Source organism: Saccharothrix sp. ST-888 (assembly GCF_000955975.1).
In the GTDB taxonomy this organism is placed as follows: domain Bacteria; phylum Actinomycetota; class Actinomycetes; order Streptomycetales; family Streptomycetaceae; genus Kitasatospora.
Genome location: NZ_JYJF01000136.1, coordinates 1 through 16809 on the forward strand (window position 1 = coordinate 1; position 16809 = coordinate 16809).

Annotated in this window: 16 protein-coding genes and 1 pseudogene; 6 read left to right on the plus strand and 11 right to left on the minus strand. The window is 71.1% G+C overall.

Annotated features, from left to right (window positions below):
• Window positions 1-164 precede the first annotated feature (164 nt).
• Complete coding sequence (locus UK12_RS45190; RefSeq protein WP_442973891.1) at window positions 165-368, plus strand: LysR family transcriptional regulator; 204 nt, start codon at window positions 165-167, stop codon at window positions 366-368.
• 966 nt (window positions 369-1334) lie between these two features.
• Window positions 1335-1532 (plus strand): hypothetical protein, encoded by a 198-nt coding sequence (locus UK12_RS29265; protein ID WP_045306208.1) that lies wholly within the window; start codon window positions 1335-1337, stop codon window positions 1530-1532.
• Between the two features lie 81 nt (window positions 1533-1613).
• Here UK12_RS29265 and UK12_RS29270 read toward each other — a convergent pair whose 3' ends face one another.
• From UK12_RS29270 to UK12_RS29300, 7 genes are read right to left on the minus strand one after another with little or no spacing between them, the layout of a single operon-like run.
• The gene (locus UK12_RS29270; protein WP_045306219.1) at window positions 1614-2198 is read right to left on the minus strand and encodes a hypothetical protein; all 585 of its coding nucleotides are present in this window, start codon (window positions 2196-2198) and stop codon (window positions 1614-1616) included.
• 23 nt (window positions 2199-2221) lie between these two features.
• On the minus strand, window positions 2222-4042 hold the full coding sequence (locus UK12_RS29275; RefSeq protein ID WP_045306209.1) for a DNA/RNA non-specific endonuclease: 1821 nt from the start codon (window positions 4040-4042) through the stop codon (window positions 2222-2224).
• Complete coding sequence (locus tag UK12_RS29280; RefSeq protein WP_045306210.1) at window positions 4039-4914, minus strand: sensor domain-containing protein; 876 nt, start codon at window positions 4912-4914, stop codon at window positions 4039-4041. Before UK12_RS29280 ends, UK12_RS29275 begins: the two co-directional genes overlap by 4 nt.
• A 37-nt stretch (window positions 4915-4951) precedes the next feature.
• Window positions 4952-5179: a hypothetical protein gene (locus UK12_RS29285; RefSeq protein ID WP_045306211.1), complete on the minus strand. Its 228-nt coding sequence runs from the start codon at window positions 5177-5179 to the stop codon at window positions 4952-4954.
• A 55-nt stretch (window positions 5180-5234) separates the two neighbouring features.
• On the minus strand, window positions 5235-7193 hold the full coding sequence (locus UK12_RS29290) for an LppU/SCO3897 family protein (protein ID WP_045306212.1): 1959 nt from the start codon (window positions 7191-7193) through the stop codon (window positions 5235-5237).
• On the minus strand, window positions 7190-8161 hold the full coding sequence (locus UK12_RS29295; RefSeq protein WP_045306213.1) for a protein phosphatase 2C domain-containing protein: 972 nt from the start codon (window positions 8159-8161) through the stop codon (window positions 7190-7192). Before UK12_RS29295 ends, UK12_RS29290 begins: the two co-directional genes overlap by 4 nt.
• On the minus strand, window positions 8158-8841 hold the full coding sequence (locus UK12_RS29300; RefSeq protein WP_045306214.1) for a vWA domain-containing protein: 684 nt from the start codon (window positions 8839-8841) through the stop codon (window positions 8158-8160). The genes UK12_RS29295 and UK12_RS29300 overlap by 4 nt, the downstream gene beginning before the upstream one ends.
• Before the next feature lie 220 nt (window positions 8842-9061).
• On the opposite strand from UK12_RS29300, the gene UK12_RS29305 reads away from it, so the two are divergent.
• From UK12_RS29305 to UK12_RS38555, 3 genes and pseudogenes are all read left to right on the plus strand, one after another.
• A complete protein-coding gene (locus UK12_RS29305) occupies window positions 9062-11398 on the plus strand; it encodes a helix-turn-helix domain-containing protein (RefSeq protein ID WP_045306215.1) in 2337 nt (778 codons plus the stop codon).
• Window positions 11395-12348, plus strand: a complete 954-nt coding sequence (locus UK12_RS44610) for a DUF6801 domain-containing protein (protein WP_052682257.1) — start codon at window positions 11395-11397, stop codon at window positions 12346-12348. The genes UK12_RS29305 and UK12_RS44610 overlap by 4 nt, the downstream gene beginning before the upstream one ends.
• Window positions 12349-12430: 82 nt before the next feature.
• A pseudogene (locus tag UK12_RS38555) lies at window positions 12431-12565 on the plus strand (IS5/IS1182 family transposase); the annotation flags it as partial.
• 393 nt (window positions 12566-12958) lie between these two features.
• Here the strand turns inward: UK12_RS38555 and UK12_RS37015 are convergent.
• Together UK12_RS37015 and UK12_RS29320 are read right to left on the minus strand one after the other, a co-directional pair.
• The gene (locus UK12_RS37015) at window positions 12959-13771 is read right to left on the minus strand and encodes a hypothetical protein (protein ID WP_052682259.1); all 813 of its coding nucleotides are present in this window, start codon (window positions 13769-13771) and stop codon (window positions 12959-12961) included.
• Window positions 13772-14247: 476 nt separating this feature from the next.
• Window positions 14248-14622, minus strand: a complete 375-nt coding sequence (locus tag UK12_RS29320; protein WP_197085259.1) for an immunity 22 family protein — start codon at window positions 14620-14622, stop codon at window positions 14248-14250.
• 748 nt (window positions 14623-15370) lie between these two features.
• Here UK12_RS29320 and UK12_RS29325 point away from each other — a divergent pair.
• Complete coding sequence (locus UK12_RS29325; RefSeq protein ID WP_045306217.1) at window positions 15371-15670, plus strand: YciI family protein; 300 nt, start codon at window positions 15371-15373, stop codon at window positions 15668-15670.
• 190 nt (window positions 15671-15860) lie between these two features.
• Here UK12_RS29325 and UK12_RS29330 read toward each other — a convergent pair whose 3' ends face one another.
• Window positions 15861-16469 (minus strand): DUF4291 domain-containing protein, encoded by a 609-nt coding sequence (locus UK12_RS29330; protein WP_045306218.1) that lies wholly within the window; start codon window positions 16467-16469, stop codon window positions 15861-15863.
• Window positions 16470-16728: 259 nt separating this feature from the next.
• Window positions 16729-16797 (minus strand): hypothetical protein, encoded by a 69-nt coding sequence (locus tag UK12_RS44815; RefSeq protein ID WP_331386669.1) that lies wholly within the window; start codon window positions 16795-16797, stop codon window positions 16729-16731.
• Between the last annotated feature and the right edge of the window lie 12 nt (window positions 16798-16809).

The window sequence follows — 16809 nt, forward strand, 5'->3', positions numbered from 1 at the left end:
GCCGCCAAGGAGCACCTGAAGGTGGTCGACGTCGCCCAGCTGCTGCTCGACTCGGTCAAGGCCCAGCCCACCGAGCCGGAGCCGGCCGAGGTCTGAGCCCTGTGTGTGAGCGACTGTTGTCGTCCGATCTTGAGGGCTGCAGGCCGAACGGGAATCTCGATCGGGTGACCGCGGGGGCTACCGGGCACAAGAACCTTACAGCGGCAGCGGCTGTCGTCGGAGGCAGCAGTGGAGCTCTCGGGTACCAGCTCCGCGGACTCGAGAAGGCCGCGGGATTCACCATCATCGAACGCACCAGCCCGCTCACTCCAACGGCAGCCGGCCACGCATTCCTCATCGAGGCCCGTGACCTTCTGGCGCACCTCTAAGGGGGTCGTGTCCTGAGCCGGAGATTCGGCGCCAGTTGGGTGTGAGTCATCCTGGGCCGAAGATCCCGCCGTTATCGTCACCGATGCCCAGCGGGAGGTGCTGCGGTCGTGAGTGCGCCGCCCTTCGACTGCCAGGCGCTGGCGTGGAGGTCGTGGACTGTCCGGAGGGCGGTTGGATCTTCGACGAGTTCGACGACCTGGGGCTCAGCCCACTGCGGTCGCCCACCCGTCAGTCGTTCCCGTCGTTGTGCGGCAGGGGCCGGTCCGCCCCTTGAGCGCCCCCGGGGCGACGAGTGCGCCGGAGTCCGCGGCCCCGGGACCGTCGGGGACACACCGGGCAGCCGTACCATGCCGATCACAGCACCCGCGCCGATGGGACGGAGCCGCTGCCGCCGACCGGCAACATCACGTCGACCGAATAAACTTACGAATCTTCAGCTGCTGCCCATCAGGAACGGGCATGCTCGCCGACTTCGTCCGATCCCACGGTCCGGTCAAGGGCTGGAGCGCCGACGTCCGGAGGAACCCGCCAGACGCCAGGGGTCCCTCGAAGAGTCGGAACGCGCGTTGGAGCTCGCCGTACAAGACCACGTCCGAGCGAAAGACCCGATACGAGAGCTGCGGCGCGCACTGAGACCACAAGCCGAAGCCACACCCGCGACACAGGAACAGGATCAGCCAGCGTGCCGGGACACGGACGAAACCCCGACCCGACACCCCGAGCACCGCCTGACAACGTCTCACCGACCCTGGACGCCGCGCCCGACAGGCCGACGGTGAACTGACCCCGCAGGCTGGTGCCGCTCGACCGCTGGACGAGCTTGTCGACGTCGGCCCGGCGGCACCAACCAGTACTTCCGCACCCAGGACCTCTGGCAGACCGACCAGCTGTTCCCACTGCAGGTCAAGGGTCGGGCGATCACCCGGCAGTTCGACGCCGCGACCGCCGACCCCCGCTCCCCGCAGATGTACGTCAACTTCCTCAGCTACGCCGGCGGCTTCTGGCCCAAGACCGCCGAACAGACCCTGATGGACCAATCCGTCTACCCCTACCTGGCCGCCCGCACCGCCCAGCCCGCCCGCTACGGCCTCATCCCGATGGACTTCTCCGACTTCCACGTCAACGTCCTGCAGCTGCTCATCGACAAGAACTTCACCGCCTAATGGGAGTGCCGGGTCGTGGCCCGCACGCAGCGGGCCGCCCCCGGCACCCGAAGGCACCGGGGGCGGCGGACACGCCGGCAGTCATTCCCAAGGGTTGGTCCCCGACTCCCACGCGGCTTCCTCGTCCTGGTCATGCAGGAATCGCGGCCGGGTGACACCTCGGAGGGAGGTGTCGCTGATCGGCCACTCCTCGAACCCGTCACGCAGCAGCCGGAGCAGGAATTCGGCCATTCCGCCCGGGTACACGGACCAGGCGAGTTCGAAGCGCGAGTACACCGCGACCGGCCACCGGTCGGGATCCGAATCAGCGGCAATCCAGGCGAAGGTGTCGGCCGCGGCCGTCTCTCCCCAGATGAGCAGGTCCTCCAGGCGGTACTCCCCGGCTTTGACGGGAGCAGCCCAGTTGTTCACGGTCGCGTCGGCGAGCGCGTCAGGTGCGAGCGGTGACACCTTGTTCTGATACGACTCTTCAGAAGTGACGGCGGGAATGCGGATTCCCACCATCTCCTCGATCGAACCGTGGCCGAACAGTGCCACGAAGGCCCGGTAGTCGGCCGGGAAGGGCCTACCGTACACCGCCTCGGCCGCGTTCCAGTCGATGACGTCGCCGCGGGTCGGCCCGATGACCGTCAGTTCCTTCGCGAGGTCCGTCACCACGGCAGGCACTCGGCTCTGTTCGTCGCTCATTTCTACGGTTCCCATTCGGTCGGGGCGTCCTTGCCCATGTTGTGCCACTGCTGGTCCTTCAGGCTGAAGATGTCGTTGGGGACGTAGTTGTCGAAGATTTTCACCGCCCCGACGCCGGGCGTGTACTTGGTGGCCTGCATGTGGAATTGGGTCGGGACCACCCTTGTCCCGTTGTACTCCGGGGTCACGATGTAATGGACGACCACACCGAGCTCATTGTTCAGCACCTCCCGGACTTCATTCTCGTAGTCGGCCATGTTCCCGGTGTGGTGAGGCGGCGATCCCCCCATGTTCGTGGAGTTCGCCGTACGGGAGCACGTGGCGAGGTTGTCGTAGGCGGTGCCCGAGCCACCGAGCGAACCGGCCAACAGGTGGCAGGCGTTGCGCCAGAACTTGGCAGGCCGGTCGCCGAGGTCGGACGCGTATATCGCCGCCCAGAGGTATGCGGGTGGAGCCACCGTCTTGGTGTTGGTTGCGGTTCCCTTGTTGTTGTCGACGAAGTCCTTGGTGAGGCACGCCTCCGCGCCTTGGGCACGGCCGGACCGGTCGACCGGCAGGTACGTGCGCCATCCGCCACCGAAACCGCTCCGGCAGTCGGCGGGATCGGAATCGGGGGACGGCGGGTTCGCGGGGCCGGGCTGGGACAGGCTCGGCGCTTCCTCGAGGGACGTGACCTCGTCAACGACGCGCTGCTCGCCGGCCTGGTAAACAACGAGCCCGCCGGATGCCAGCACCTCCGGCTCCGGGGCCGGGAAGGCAGCGGCCCCGGGCGCTCGCACCCGCAGCGCCGTGTAGTGCCCGTTGGGCTTGCGGAGCAGCCCGTCATAGGTGACGGCCGGGCTGCCGAGCGCCGCCGCCTGCGCGGCTGGGAGCCGCCGGACGGCTTCGGGCGTCAGGTACGCCGTGCCCGGACGGATGTCGACGGTGGTGCCGTGTTGCTTCGCGTACTGTGTCAGCGCGGCGGCCCGGGGCTGCCGGTAGGGGCTGTCACCGGTGTCCTCGTCCTGGCCGGCCGACCGGTTGCCGGCTTGCGGAGCAGGAGCAGGCGCGTCACCGCCCTGGTCCATGGCGGCCGCCGGGTTCGACGGAACGGAGGAGAAGCTCTGGATCACCTGGGCCATCTGCCCGAGCAGTTGCTGGCCCCGGGACTGGAGCTGCTGTTCCTTCGTCTTGAGGTCGGAGGCCTTCGAGTCATTGGCCTTGGAGGCGGCGTCGAGCTGGGAGGACCTGGCGTCGACCTGGGAAGCCTCCTGCCGGATCTGGCTCTCCTCGCCCTGGATCTTGTCCTCCACGGCGTTTTCCTGGTCCTTCTTGGCCTCCAATTGGCGCGCCTCGGCGTCGAAGGCAGCGGCCGCGCCCGCCTCCGCGGGCAGCTGGAACGTGTTCGGCTTGGCGTTGTGGGCGGCGATCTCACCGTCCACGGCCTTCGCGCGCTCGTTGTGGCCGCTGATCTCCTGGTTCACCGCGGCGACCCTGGCGTTGAGCGCCGCCTTGCTGTCGCGAATGGCGGCGGACTCCTTCGTGATCCGCTCCGCCTCGGCGACCACGTCCTTCTCCTGCTGCGCCAGCTGCGCCGACTGCCGGTTCGCGTCCTCGATCTCCACCAGCAGGGTCGCCAGGGCAGCCTCGAAACCCCGGGGCGCCACCAGCGGAACGGGGGCGAGCGTGCCCGCCTGCGCCGTCACCGCCACGGCATCGGTCGCCGCGATCGTCTGCGCTCCCGCGGCAACGATCGGCGCCAGGAGCGCCATCAGCACGAGGTGCAGGATCCGGGGCAGCGTCCGCCGGCGGCGCGCGGCCGCCGTGCGCGGGGGCGGGGTCATCCGGTCACCTTCCCGGCGAGCTCGTCGGCGATCTTCGAGGTGGTCGGCGCGCCGTCACCGGCCTGACAGACGGCAACCTGCACCAGGCTCGTGCCCTTCACTCGCGCCTGGTGGTAGCAGGCCCAGCCTGCGGCGCCGTCCTGGGTCGCTTTCCACGTCACGACGACCGCGAACGGCGCGTGCGCCGCGTAGGCCCACTTCGACGTACGTCCGGCCTGGTCGGTGAGTGTCGAGGACGGGCACTTGGTGAGGCCGTCGGTGAGCGTGCGGAAGGCTGCGGCCGCCTTCTCGCTGTCCGGGAACACGCCGATCACCTGGTTGACGGTGTAGCTGCCCGAGCCTGCGGCGTCCTGGTAGGTCGCCGACAGGAACGCCTTCCACGCCTGCCCGTAGGCCGATTGCGTCGTCGGTCCGGCGGCGACAGCGCATTCCGACGGGGCCACGGCGAGCGGGGCGTGCGGCCGGTTCGACTGGGGCCCGGCCACCACCGTCGTTCCGGCCAGTTTGCTGACGCCGTCGGCGCTGAGCAGGTCCGCCTGGACGGTCCCCTCGGCGATGTGCGGCGGGAGGCCCGTCGGCTGTTGCGGCCAGAACCACCACCCGATGCCGGCCAGCAGGAGGCAGGGCACCACCGCGGCCACCAGCAGCCGCCAGTGGCGCAGCACCCCAACTCCCCGGCGCGCTGCCCGCGCCCCGGGCGGCGTCACCGACGCGGCCGGCGGCTGCGCGCCCGGCCCGGCAGCCGGTTGCACGGGCACGGACGGCGCCGCGCCGCCGCCGCGGCCGAGCTGGGGCGGCACCGCGCGTGGCGTCTGCTGCCAGGTGGGCGGCGCCGATGCGGCCGGGTCCTGGTTCCAGTAGTGCTTCGTCATGACGTCCTCCTGGTCGCGGTGTTCGGGTCAGCGCCGTTCATCGGCTGCACGAGACGGCGAGGACGAACAGCAGGAACAGCACGGCGAGGACGCCGAGGCAGCCGATGCCGCCCTCCGGGTTCTTGGTGTTGGCCTCGACCGTTCCGCCGGGGCGCAGGCCGGGGTGGCGGTCGGTGTAGTGCGCGATCTGCGCCCGCTCGCCCTGGGACTCGGTGCCCCAGGAGGTCTTGAAGCCGCACTCGCCGCACCGGTAGCGGTATGCCATGTCGGATCCTTGAACTTTGTCGGTGGGATGGTGGATCGGTCGCCGCGCGGCGGGGTCAGCGCCAGCGCCAGCAGACGGTGTAGCCGAGGTCGGGGAACTCGTTGGAGCGCCAGTAGGTGGAGGCGTCCTGGCCGCAGAACGCGGGGTAGTTCGGCGTGCTGGTGCGTCCGGTGACGTAGACGTTGGAGCGGTCGCAGCTGCCGACGTTGGTGAAGGTGGAGCCCGACTTGAACAGGCATTCGCGGACGGTGGCGTAGCCCGCGTCATCGGGGAACACCATGGACAGGCACTGCAGGACGTCTTGGTCGGCACCCTTGGGGCCGGAGACGGTCCGCCACTGGTTGTAGTGGGGCCAGCTGTCGCACTTGGAGTGGTCGCTGGTGCTGCGGTAGACGGCGAGGACCTTGAAGGCGCCGGTCCGGCAGGACAGCAGCGACCACGGGCCCGCGCCGTTCGGCCCGAAGACGCAGTCGCCCTGCCGGGCGTGGTAGGAGTCCCCGCCGGAACTCTGGTAACTGAGGCACAGGACCCGCGAGTAGCGCTTGGAGCTGACGCTCTCGTCGTTGCCGGGCACGTTGGCGCAGCCGTCCAGGTCGGTGCTGCCCTCGTTGATCCGGACGATCTTGAACGTCCCGGTGGTGCAGGTGGTCGGGGTGAGGTCGGCGTGACCGCTGGTCCCGGTGTCGAAGAAGCAGTCGCCGACGCCCGCGGTGGCGACCGGATCGGTCGGACTCGGGCTCGGGGTGGGCGTGGGTGTCGGGGTCGGGGTTCTCGGGCGGGTGCTGCTGAGGGTCGGATCGGGCGGCGGGGTCCGGTACGAACTGCCGGCGGAGTGCGATGGGTGACTGACCGTCAGCGGGTGGCTGTCGGCGGCCGAGCGGGCGTCGGCCGGGTGGGAGTCGTCACGGTGGGCCACAAACAGCAGCACTGCCACGACGGCGGCCACGGCGGCGAGTACCTTGCCGACCCCGGCCGCCGTGCTGCCCACTCCCGCGCCACCCGCTGCCGAACCCGCAGAACCTGCCCCGCTGTTGACGCGCGGTCGCGGGGTAGCCGGCCCGATCGGCGGCTTCGGCTTCGCTCCCCCGGCCGGCTTCGCTCCCCCGGCGGCTTTCGGCCCGCGGCCGGGCTTCAACGTGCCGGACGCCGAGGCAAGTTGCTCGGCCCAGGCGGCGGGCGTCGGCCGGGCGGCCGGGTCCTTCCCGAGCGAGGCACGGGCCAAGGCGCCGAGGGCCGGGTCGATCGCCGCCAGCGCGGCCGGGTCGGTCGTGCTCTGGTCGCGGGCGAAGAGGCGGACGGCGAGCAGGGCGAGCTTGTAGGTGTCGCTGTGCCGGGTCGCCCGTTCCTCGCCCGCGGGGACGTGCCAGTCCGGGGTCTCGGCCTGCGGCAGCACCGTCGCAAGGTCGGTGCGGGCCGCGTCGCAGTCGATGAGGAAGCACTCGGGCTGCGGCGCGAGGGCGAAGAGCAGGTTCTTCGGCGAGAGGTCGCCGACGGCGACGCCGAAGCGGTGCAGCCGGTCGAGGGTGGTCGCGAGGTCGGCGAGCAGCAGCAGCCGGTCGCGGTCGGTGACGGTCAGTCCGATCCCGGCGACGTAGGCGTCCTCGTTGAGGAGGTACTCCAGGGTGGCGAGCCGGGGCGAGCCCTGGTTGCCGGCCGCCAGGGTCCGGAGCGTGAAGCGGAAGCGGTCGGGGACGGCCCGCATCAGGAACCCGCACGTCTGTCCGCCGCGCCGGACCACGGCGGCCGGCCAGGCGGTCTTCTCGCACAGCCAGCGCCCCTGTTCACCGGTCAGCCGCCCGGGCAGCGCGACCGCGGCGGCCAACGCGGCGGCGTCCACCTGCGGCAGCACCGCGGGGGCGTACTCCTTGTAGACGACCTCCCAACCGCCGTCGGCCGCCGACTCGTTGATGCGCTTGTTGCGCACCCGGTGGACCGATCCCTGGCCTCCTCGGCCGAGTTCCCCGTCCAGGGCCAGCGTGGCGAACTCGACCGGGGCGGCCGGCCGCGCGCTCACCTCGCTCCCTCGGCCCGGGGCCAGATCGCCAGCAGGGTGCGGTCGTCGTCGAAGGTCTCCCGGGTGAAGTCCAGCACGTGGCCGAGCCACAACGGCGGCGGCGGCGAGGCGAGTTGACGAGCGAACAGCTCCCCGACCCGGCCGTCGCCCTCGCCGAGCGGGTCGCCGAACCCGTCGGTGCCGACCAGCAGCGTCCACGGCTCGGCCAGCCGTCCGACGGCGGTCTCCGGCCGGTCGGGGACCAGGGGAAGCGGGGAGACCTCGTTGCTGACCAGCGGCGTGCCCGGTACGGCCTTGCCGCCGAACAGCGGGTGATAGCCGCCGCCGGCCCGGTCGAGGAGCCACGCCCCGGAGTCGCCGATCCGGAACACTTCGGCCTCCAGGGCGTCGCCCGCGGCACGGACCACCCCCGCCACCAGGGTGGTCGCGTACAGCCGGGCCACCTCGGCCGCCTGCGGCGCGGCGACGCCGAGCCGCCACCGCGCCAGTTCGCGCAGCCGTTCCGCGGCGTGGGCCGCGACGTCGGCGCCGTCCAGCCGCTCCGCGCCCCGGTCGAGCAGGTGCAGGATGCGTTCGACGGCGGCCCGGCACGCCTCGACGGCGCCCTGGTGGGACTCGGCGGCGCTGGACACGCCGTCGGCGACCGCGAAGACGATGCTGCCGGTGGCCTCGTGCACGGCGGCGCGCGCCGCGTCCTGGCGCGGCTGCCGGTAGTAGCGGTGCTTGGCGCCGCGGACGGAGGCGAACCGCAGGGTGAGCCGGTCGGTGGACCAGCCCTCGCACTCGCTGTCGGGGAAGTCGAAGGCGTACTGGCTGGGCGGCCGGGCCTCGAACTCCAGGCCCGGCACGTCCACGGTGATCCGCTGCCACGGCACCGGCTCCGGCCCGGTCGCCGGGGGCGGCCCGGCGGGCCTCGGGGGCGCCGCCGGCGGCACGGGGTCCGGGTCGCCCCGGCGGGCGGGCGTCACCGGCCGACCTCGTCGATGGCCATGGTGAACTGGTCGGGCCGGTTCACCACCAGCTGCGGGTTGGCCGAGTTCAGGGCGTGTCCGGAGGCCACCAGGCTCATGGTGAGCGAGTGGAAGAACTCCGAGATCGCCCGGCCGACGTCGGTTCCGGACTTGGCGAGGAAGGCGAACTCGGGGCGGGTCGCGACGTCGACCATGGTCTGCGCCCGGGCGTCGCCGAGACCGCAGGCGATGATGTTCGGCGCGGTCGGCGTGCGGTCCCGGTCGGTCAGCTCCGCGTGCGGCGCGTGCCAGGACGAGCCGTCGGTGGGCTGGCCGTCGCTGAGCAGGAAGACCACCGGGCGGTGCACCCGGTAGCCCTCGCCGCGCAGCCACTTCACGTCGCCGGGGATCCGCTGCAGCAGGTCCTCGAAGACGGCCCGGTAGTTGGTCACCCCGCGGATCACCAGCCGGGGCACCGTGGTCTCGGTGCGCATGTCGGCCACCGCGAGCCGGACCTGGACGTCGTCGGAGAAGCCCAGCACGGCCAGCCGGAGCTTGGCCGCGACCATCGGCTCCGCCCGCAGCCCCTCGCACAGCGACGCCACCCCGTCCCCCAGCTCCCGCTGGTACGGGGCCATCGAGCCAGACTCGTCGGCCACCACGTAGGCCGGCAGCAGGACGCCCTTCGCCTCCGCCATCGCAAACACCGCCTCCCTCAAGTTCACGCAACTGGTGTCGCGGACGGGGCGGCCCGGGCCGCGCAACGAGGTGCGCCGGGGGCCGCGGAACCGCTGTCCGCACCACCGATGCTGGCGTCGCGTCAGGCAAACGCACAGGTCACAGCGCCGGTCATATGTGACCGGTCATCAGCGGTAGGCTCGCCTCTGTTCTTTCGAATCTTCGGGGGAAGGGCGGGTCGTGGCGGAGACGCTCGGAGCACTGGTGCGGCAGTTACGGAAGCAGGCCGGTCTGACGCAGTTCCAGCTCGCCGAGCGGGCTGGGCTCGGCGAGAGCACCGTCCGCCGGATCGAGACCGACCGGCCCTTCGACCACCGGCTCGGCACCATCAACCGCATCGCGGACGCGCTCGACGCCGGCCCCGAGGACCGCCGCCGGCTGAGCGCCCTCAGTGGCGGCACCGTCCCGGAAGCCCCGGTGCCTCCACCGGAACCACCGCCGCCGCCCCGGGACCACGGCCCGCTCGCCGACGCCGCCGAGGAGCTGGCCCGCGAGAGCCGACAGCGCTGGCGCCGCGAGGAGGCCCAGCACCGGGTGCACCACCCGTTCGCACTGCCGGTGCGCTGGCAGCAGGTGTCGGCGGGGGTGGCCGACCAGTCGGCGAACGCCCACCTGCTGGCCCCCGGCGAGGCCCGCACCGAACCGGACCTCAGCGGCGACCTGCGGCGGGTCGCCGAGATCTACCGGCGCGTGCCGTCGGGCCGGCTGGTGGTCCTCGGCCGGGCCGGATCGGGCAAGTCGATCCTGGCGGTCCGGTTCGCCCTCGACCTGCTGGACGCCCGCACCCGCAACGAACGGGTGCCGGTGATCTTCAGCCTCGGCGCCTGGGACCCGACCACCGTGGCCCTGCGCGACTGGCTGATCGCCCGGCTGCTGCGCGACTACCCGCACCTGGCCCGGCGGGTCCCCAGCGGCAAGACACTGGCCGCGGACCTGCTCGACGACGACCTCGTCCTCCCCGTCCTCGACGGGTTCGACGAACTCGCCGAAGACCTGCGCGCCCCGGCCCTCGAAGCACTCAACCTCTCCCAGCTGCCGCTCGTCCTGACCAGCCGGCACGCCGAGTTCACCGCCGCCGTCCGAGAGGCGCACGCCCCGCTGGCCGCCGCCGTCGTCCTGGAACTGCGCGACCTCGACCTCGACGACCTGCGCGGCTACCTGCCCCGGACCGACCCGGCCTTCCCCGGGCCCGCCGACACCGACGGGCAGGGCGCGACCTGGGAGGCCGTCCTCGACCCCGCCCGGACGGCGGAGAGCGCCGGCCGCGCCAACCTCGCCGCCGCGCTGCGCACCCCGCTGATGATCGCCCTCGCCCGCACCATGTACAGCGACCACCCCGAACGGCGGCCGGGCGAACTCCTGGACACCGCCCGCTTCCCCGACCCCGAGGCGATCGAGGAGCACCTGCTGGCCGGGTTCGTCCCCGCCGTCTACCGCCCCCGTCCCACCGAACGGCTCGACACCGCCCACCGCCGACCCGGATCGTGGGACGCGGAACGCGCCGAACGCTGGCTCGGCCACCTCGCCGACCACCTGACCCGGCTCGGCCGCGAACGGCAGGACCTCACCTGGTGGGAGGTCGGCACCGGCATGAGCCGCCTCTCCCGCACCGTGATCATCGCCGTCCTGGCCGGCATCGCCTTCGGCGTCACCACCGCGATCGGCAACCTCCCCGTCGACCTGGTCGCCACCTCGCACAGCCTCCGGTTCGCCGTCGTCCGCGGCCTGCTGGTCGGCATCCTGCACGGCCTCGCCGCCGGCACACTCTTCGGACTCGTCTACTGGCACGCCTCCGCCCGCGCCGCCCTCAGACCCTCGCCGGTCCGTATGCGGCTCGGCATCGGCACCCCGACAACCCGCCGCAACGCCCGCATCCGGTTCCTGATCGGCCTGTTGGGCGGAGCGGCCGGCATGGCGCTGCTCATCCTGGTCGACGAAGGCCTGGTGGCCCCGCTCGGCCTCGCCGACGGACAGGGTGCCGGCCTCGCCGCCGGGCTTGTGTTCGTTGTGCCGATCGCCCTCTCGATCGGGCTGGTCTTCGGCCTGATCGCCCTGTTCGAGGCCCCGGTCCGCACCGAATCCGTCGTCAGTCCCGCCGACCTGCTGCACATCGACCGCCGCAACGTCGCCTACCACCTGCTCACCTGGACTCTCGTCCTCGGCATCGGCGTCGGTCTGGTCAACGGCATCGTGTACGGGCCGCTGCGCGGCTTCGAGGTCGGCCTGGTGTTCGGGCTGGAGGGCGCGTTCGGCGCCGGGCTCGGCTACGGACTGAGCCTGACCGCCTGGGGCCAGTGGGTGGCACTGGCCCGCATCTGGCTGCCGCTCACGGGCCAACTGCCCTGGGCAATGATCGCCTTCCTGGACGACGCCCACCAGCGCGGCGTGCTCCGCCAGGTCGGCGCGGTCTACCAGTTCCGCCACGCCTGGATCCAGAGCCACCTGAGCCGCAGCCACCAGCAGCGTCACGGCCGCGGACAGCGCCGACGCGACCACTCGACGGAAGGGGCACGATGAGCGCCGAATCCCGTACGCACCGCCCGAGCAGGCGCACTCGGCGCGCGGCCGTTGCCGCGACCGCCACCGCTCTCGTCGGCGCCCTCGCCATCGCCCCCGCGGCCGCCCGGCCCGCCGCCCCCACCCTGCGCTACACCTGCGTCTTCCCGACCATCGGCGGACAGGCCATCACCGCCAGGATCTCCGCGGACATCCCCGCAACCCTGCCGGCCGGCGAGTCCAGCCCGGCCTTCGCCATCCAGGCGGCCGCCACCGTCGAGGCCTCCTTCACCCTCGGCCTGCGCTACGTCCTCGGGGTGCGCACCATCGAAGGTTCGGTCGACGCCGAGACCCGCGTCCTCGCCCCGCAGGGCGAGACCGCCGTCCCCGTCCACCTCACCATCACCCGCACCGCCGTCCCCGCCTCCGGCGCCTTCGAAATCCCCGCCACCGGCAACGCGCCCCGGCTCTCCTTCACCCACCCCGGCACCGGACGCGTGACCGCCGGCAACTTCACCCTCCACCTCGTACCCAAGGACGCCGACGGCAACCTGGCCGGGCCCGGCCGGGTCGACGTCCCCTGCACCCTGAACGCAGGCCAGGACAACACCGTCGCCCCCTTCGAGGTCACCCCCGCGAAAGCCTCTCCCACTCCGTCCCCCACCGCCCCTCCGTCCGCCCCGGCCCCATCCTCCGCAAACCCGGCCACCACCCCGCCGGGAACAGACGCCTCCGCCGTCGCAAGCACCGCCTCCGCCAGCATCAACCCGCCAGCTCCTCCACCGCCAGCGTCCGCCCCCACCACGTCCGCCCCCACCACAACCGACGCCTCGCGGGCGCCAACCGCCCACCTCCAGGGCGCCGGCCTGGTCACCGCCGCGATCGCCGCAGCCATCGCCGCAGCCCTTGCCGCTGCCGCTGTCCTCCACCGGCGATCCAAACGCCGTGGAGCATCCGAGCCCTCAGCCTGACCATCCGCGATACTCGGCCAAACCCGGCCCGACGAATGCTGCCGTTGTCGGAGCGCGCCGATAGCCCACGCAGCATCGACAGAAGCGGTGGGCCGTCGAGCGGACACTCTCCTGGCTCGCTGCCCACCGCCGACTGGCCCGCGACTACGAGACCAGCCCGGCCCATTCCGAGACCATGATCCGCTGGGCGATGATCGGCATCATGCTTCGACGGCTCACCCTGCCAGGACCCGCGACCCGGCCGGGGCCGCAGCTCTTCTCGCAGCCCACCGCCTGATCCGTATCAACTTCGCGCCGAGAGCCGAGGAAGTCACGATCACTCCAGATAGTGCCAGCTACCAGCCGCCGCCCAACCGCTCCCATTTGCCAGGCAGGCGCTTCACCGCGGACGTGAGGTCGCAGCGGACGACTGTCCACTCGTCACGCCCGCCCAGGCCCACTGTCCACCCCGTCCTCCAGGACGGCCTGCAGGCATTCGTCGATGCACTCGGCGAAGTCATCCTCGTCGAACCCCGGCCGTGCGTAAGCCTGCTGAGCATCTGATGGCAGGGCGAACGGGTCGTCCCGGTTGACGTGGCACCGCACCAGACGCCGCTGAGGGGCGATGTGATCAGGCCTCCACCGTGACGTGGACGGGCGTCATGTCGGCGCGGTACTGGACGGCCGGCCAGTAGCCGTCCATGAAGTAGCGGCTCTCGGGCTCACCGAAGTGGACTTCGAAGTCCCCCGAGCGGTAGACGACCAGCGTGTTCGGCGTCATGACCTCGGGGAAGCGGGCCTTCTCCTCCTCGGTTTCGTCACCCTCCGCGAACGTGGTCCAGATGAACTCCGTGCCGTCGCGGCGGATGCGTTCGAACTCGGCCACCAATCGGCGGGCGTGGGGCAGCAGTTCGGTGATCTTCTCCGGTCCGGCGCAGTCGAACCACATCTCCAGTTGCTGCCCCGCGGCTGTCACCGAGCTCGCGGCGATCCGGCCCTCCGCCCGGAGCTCGCCCAGCATCGGGTCGGTGTCCACGTGGAAGATGCGAGGCGGCAGCAGACCGTCCGGGAGCAGGCTCGTCGCCAGAAAGGCTTCTTCGACGTGCTCCTCGTGCCAGGGGTTGTATTTCTCGGCGATCACCTTGTAGCAGGCGATGAACTGCCGTGGCGTGCCGGTCACGAACCGCCCGTCGGCGCTGGTCAGGGTGAAGCGTTCGCTGTCGTGACCGATGTGGCGCACCTGGAACGACCTGGGCAACCGGACGAACATGGTGCTGCCGGGAAGGGCGACTGTTCCCGTCTGCGCTCCGTCGGCGGCGGTCCGGACCACGAACACGCTCGACAACCCGGGAGCGACGCACACGAGACCACCCGGTCCGACGACGCGTCTCAGCTCCTCCGCGTCGCCGTTCAGTGCCGATGCGATGATCCGACTGTTGGGCATGGCATACCTCCCCCGATCCTCATCGACAGAACGGGGCTACGGTACTCCCATGCCGATCTCCGACCGACAGGGCGCCGGCTCCTGACGGATCTGGAACCAAGTCAGATCGACCGTCACACAAGGCACTTCATCAGCGGGGACAACACGGTCGGCGACGCCCTGGCCGCCGCTGGGCCCGTCAGCCTTCGTCCTCCAGGCCCGGCGCCGGGTCGGATAGCGGGGTCCGACCAGGCGCGGGCCGTCACCGAGCGGAGGGTGGGTCCTCGCGGCGGCCTGCTTGATCAAGACCCACGGGCGGCATCCGAAGTAGGTCCAGTACCGCCCCCACCTTGTTCTATGCCTGTCGCACAGACTGGCCTGAGCCGGTCGGCTGACCCCTGCTCGCACCGACGTCACGCATTCAAGTTCAGTAAGAGGCCACTGTGATGTTCGCCGTGATCAACGAGTGGTTGTGACCGACCTGGAGTGGGAGACCTTCAGCCCCGGATGGCGAACTGGCCGAGATAGCGCAAAGAGGTACCGTGCGGGTTGGTGACGATGTTGGGAGCGAAGACACAGATCGCAGCGTCGGCCAGCTCGGCTGACTCGACCTGTGACAGCCACTGGTCAGCGTACGAGGCCTCCCGAAGGAGTACCGCAGGGGGAACCGGGGCGGGGTGGCCCATGTCTTGGGCGCGGATGACTTCGATGCACATCGGGCTGAACTCGGTGATTCCCGCCTCCCCCATGAAAGCGGATGGCTCTGCATCCCCGTTCTCTGACCACCTCTGGTCGATGTAGTCGCGGATGTCCTCCTGCAAGGAGAACCGGCCGCGCGAGAGGAAAACGTGGACCACGCTGGCTTCAGTCACCGGACGATTGTCGCCCAAGGCTGAACCGGCGTGAAGCGCGAGGAGGCGACGAGCGGCTCGGCGCGGTTTCGCCAGCCGCGTGATCAACCCCCCGAAGGACTTCCGCAGCCAACCACTACGCTGGCGTCGGCGGAGGCCGACTCCGCGTCAGACTGGCGAACGGGGACGGACGCTTAGTACTTCGCGTTGGCATACAGGGAAGAGGCCCGCTGCCCCGTCTTCCTCAACGGCGTGATCCACGAGGAGTTCTCGGAGGATGGCTTCGACAAGTCGATGCAGTACACCCGGCACTACGCCATGGGTGACGCCCCGCTGGCCGACCTTCCGCCCGAGCTGTGGCTGATCGCTAAGGACCGGGCCTACGACTTCGACTTCCACACGTCGTTCCGCGGGCATGTCGTCAGCGGCGGCTTCGCTGTGACCCCTGAGCCTGGGATCCCGGGTCGGTCTCGGTGGACCTGGCGAACAACAGCTCGCATGGACCGAGTTCCGCCAGGCCCACCGAGAGCGGAAAGCGGCACCAGGGCCGCACCGGAGTCGGGAGAACGGGCCGATCACCAGCTCCCGGCCGCGCGGCCGCCACGCCCTCCTCCCCACCGCCCGCCAGGCTGCCACGCCCGGCGAGCGGGCCGCCGCCCAGCTGCTCCACCTGCGAACCGCCACCGTCCCGACAGCGGCGTTTGACGCGCCGTTCGGAACTGTCCTGGTTCTGCGACAGCGGGGCATTCAGGGGCCTATCCTAGCGATCATGTTCATTCTGGATCTGACCTACATTGCGCCCATCGAGCGCGTCGAGGCCGCTCTCGCGGAGCACGTGGCATGGCTGGATGCCCACTACGCTTCGGGGCTCTTCCTCGCCTCTGGCAGGAAGGTGCCGCGCGAAGGCGGCGTCATCATCGCCATCGGCGACGACCGGGCGAAGATCGAAGAGGTCGTGCAGAGCGACCCGTTCATGGTGGCTGGTGTCGTCGAGTACGCGATCACGGAATTCGTTGCCACGAAGACCGCTCCGCCACTGGAGTCGTACCGCCAGGAGCTCCCCGCCTGAGCCCGTTCCGGCAGCCGACCGGCTAAGCCCCGGCGACCACTCACGGAGACCTCGGCGACGTCTGACGGTCGGCCGTACCGGTCCCCGAGACCCCGTCAGCATCCCTCTGACGGGGTCTCGGCGCGTCGCCTTCCGTATCCCCGCACGAGCGTCTCGCGCCACCTCCGGCCGGGCCCCGGCCCTGGGTGGTTCAGGCTGTGGTGGTGGCGGCGATCCGGGCGGCGAGGCCGCCGGGCAGGTGGTACGGGGTCTCGACGGGGATCTTGGCGTCGGCCGCCGCCGGTTGCCCCGCGCGCACCAGGGCGTGGGCCTCGTGGGCCAGGTCGGTGACATCGGTGAGGCCGAGGATCCACTCGTCGACGTAGCGGTCGACGGCCTCGCCGGACAGGCCGATCTGGATGGCCCGGTGGGGCAGTGGCTCAAGGTCGGTGGCGCGCTCGGGGTCCCACTGGATGCGTACGGGACTGGCGGCGAGTTCGGCCTTCCAGGCCTCGGCGGAGGCGTGGTGGTCGCGGTCGTAGTGGCTCAGGCAGGCGTGGGCGAGGGCCCACTCGAAGCCCTCGCGGCTGATGCGGACGGCCAGCACCCTTTCCTGTCCGGGCTTGGTGCCCCAGCCGGACCGGTACATCATCCAGCGGAAGGACGGCTTGATCCAGGTCATCCGCTCGCGCTTGAACGGGGCCACGAAGGTGCCCGCTTCGAGTGCGGCTTCGGCGATCGGGGCGGGGTACGCCTGGTAGACGGTCAGGCCGTGCTCGTCGTGAGCGGCGCGGATCTGCCGGGAGAGGGGTGCGGTCATCGGTATTCCTCGGTGGACGTGACGGTGGTTCAGTCCGCGGGCTCGCTCAGCCGGGCGTCCCTGCGGATGAGGTCGGATACGGAAATGATCACAGCTTCGGACGCACAGGCGGACCGGTGCAGTTCGTCTCAGGCCGGGAAATCTCGCCCGAGGCACCGATTCGCACGGGCGGTCTCACGGGCGGTGTCGCGGGCAGCCGGGTGCGCGCACGGGAGCGCCCGCCCCTCCTCGGCCTGGGAGGGGCGGGCGCTTCGTACGCTCAAGGGCACTGCTTCCAGGCGAGGTGGTAGACGGTGTTGATGCTGCCGTCGGTGGAGTCCATGGTCATGAAGCTGGTCGT

Excerpts from the sequence above, each read along its gene's own strand:
- UK12_RS29265 (WP_045306208.1), top strand. The coding sequence starts at position 1,335 with ATGTACGTCAACTTCCTCAGCTACGCCGGCGGCTTCTGGCCCAAGACC.
- UK12_RS29275 (WP_045306209.1), bottom strand. The coding sequence starts at position 4,042 with ATGACCCCGCCCCCGCGCACGGCGGCCGCGCGCCGCCGGCGGACGCTG.
- UK12_RS29280 (WP_045306210.1), bottom strand. The coding sequence starts at position 4,914 with ATGACGAAGCACTACTGGAACCAGGACCCGGCCGCATCGGCGCCGCCC.
- UK12_RS29285 (WP_045306211.1), bottom strand. The coding sequence starts at position 5,179 with ATGGCATACCGCTACCGGTGCGGCGAGTGCGGCTTCAAGACCTCCTGG.
- UK12_RS29300 (WP_045306214.1), bottom strand. The coding sequence starts at position 8,841 with ATGGCGGAGGCGAAGGGCGTCCTGCTGCCGGCCTACGTGGTGGCCGAC.
- UK12_RS44610 (WP_052682257.1), top strand. The coding sequence starts at position 11,395 with ATGAGCGCCGAATCCCGTACGCACCGCCCGAGCAGGCGCACTCGGCGC.
- UK12_RS37015 (WP_052682259.1), bottom strand. The coding sequence starts at position 13,771 with ATGCCCAACAGTCGGATCATCGCATCGGCACTGAACGGCGACGCGGAG.
- UK12_RS29325 (WP_045306217.1), top strand. The coding sequence starts at position 15,371 with ATGTTCATTCTGGATCTGACCTACATTGCGCCCATCGAGCGCGTCGAG.
- UK12_RS29330 (WP_045306218.1), bottom strand. The coding sequence starts at position 16,469 with ATGACCGCACCCCTCTCCCGGCAGATCCGCGCCGCTCACGACGAGCAC.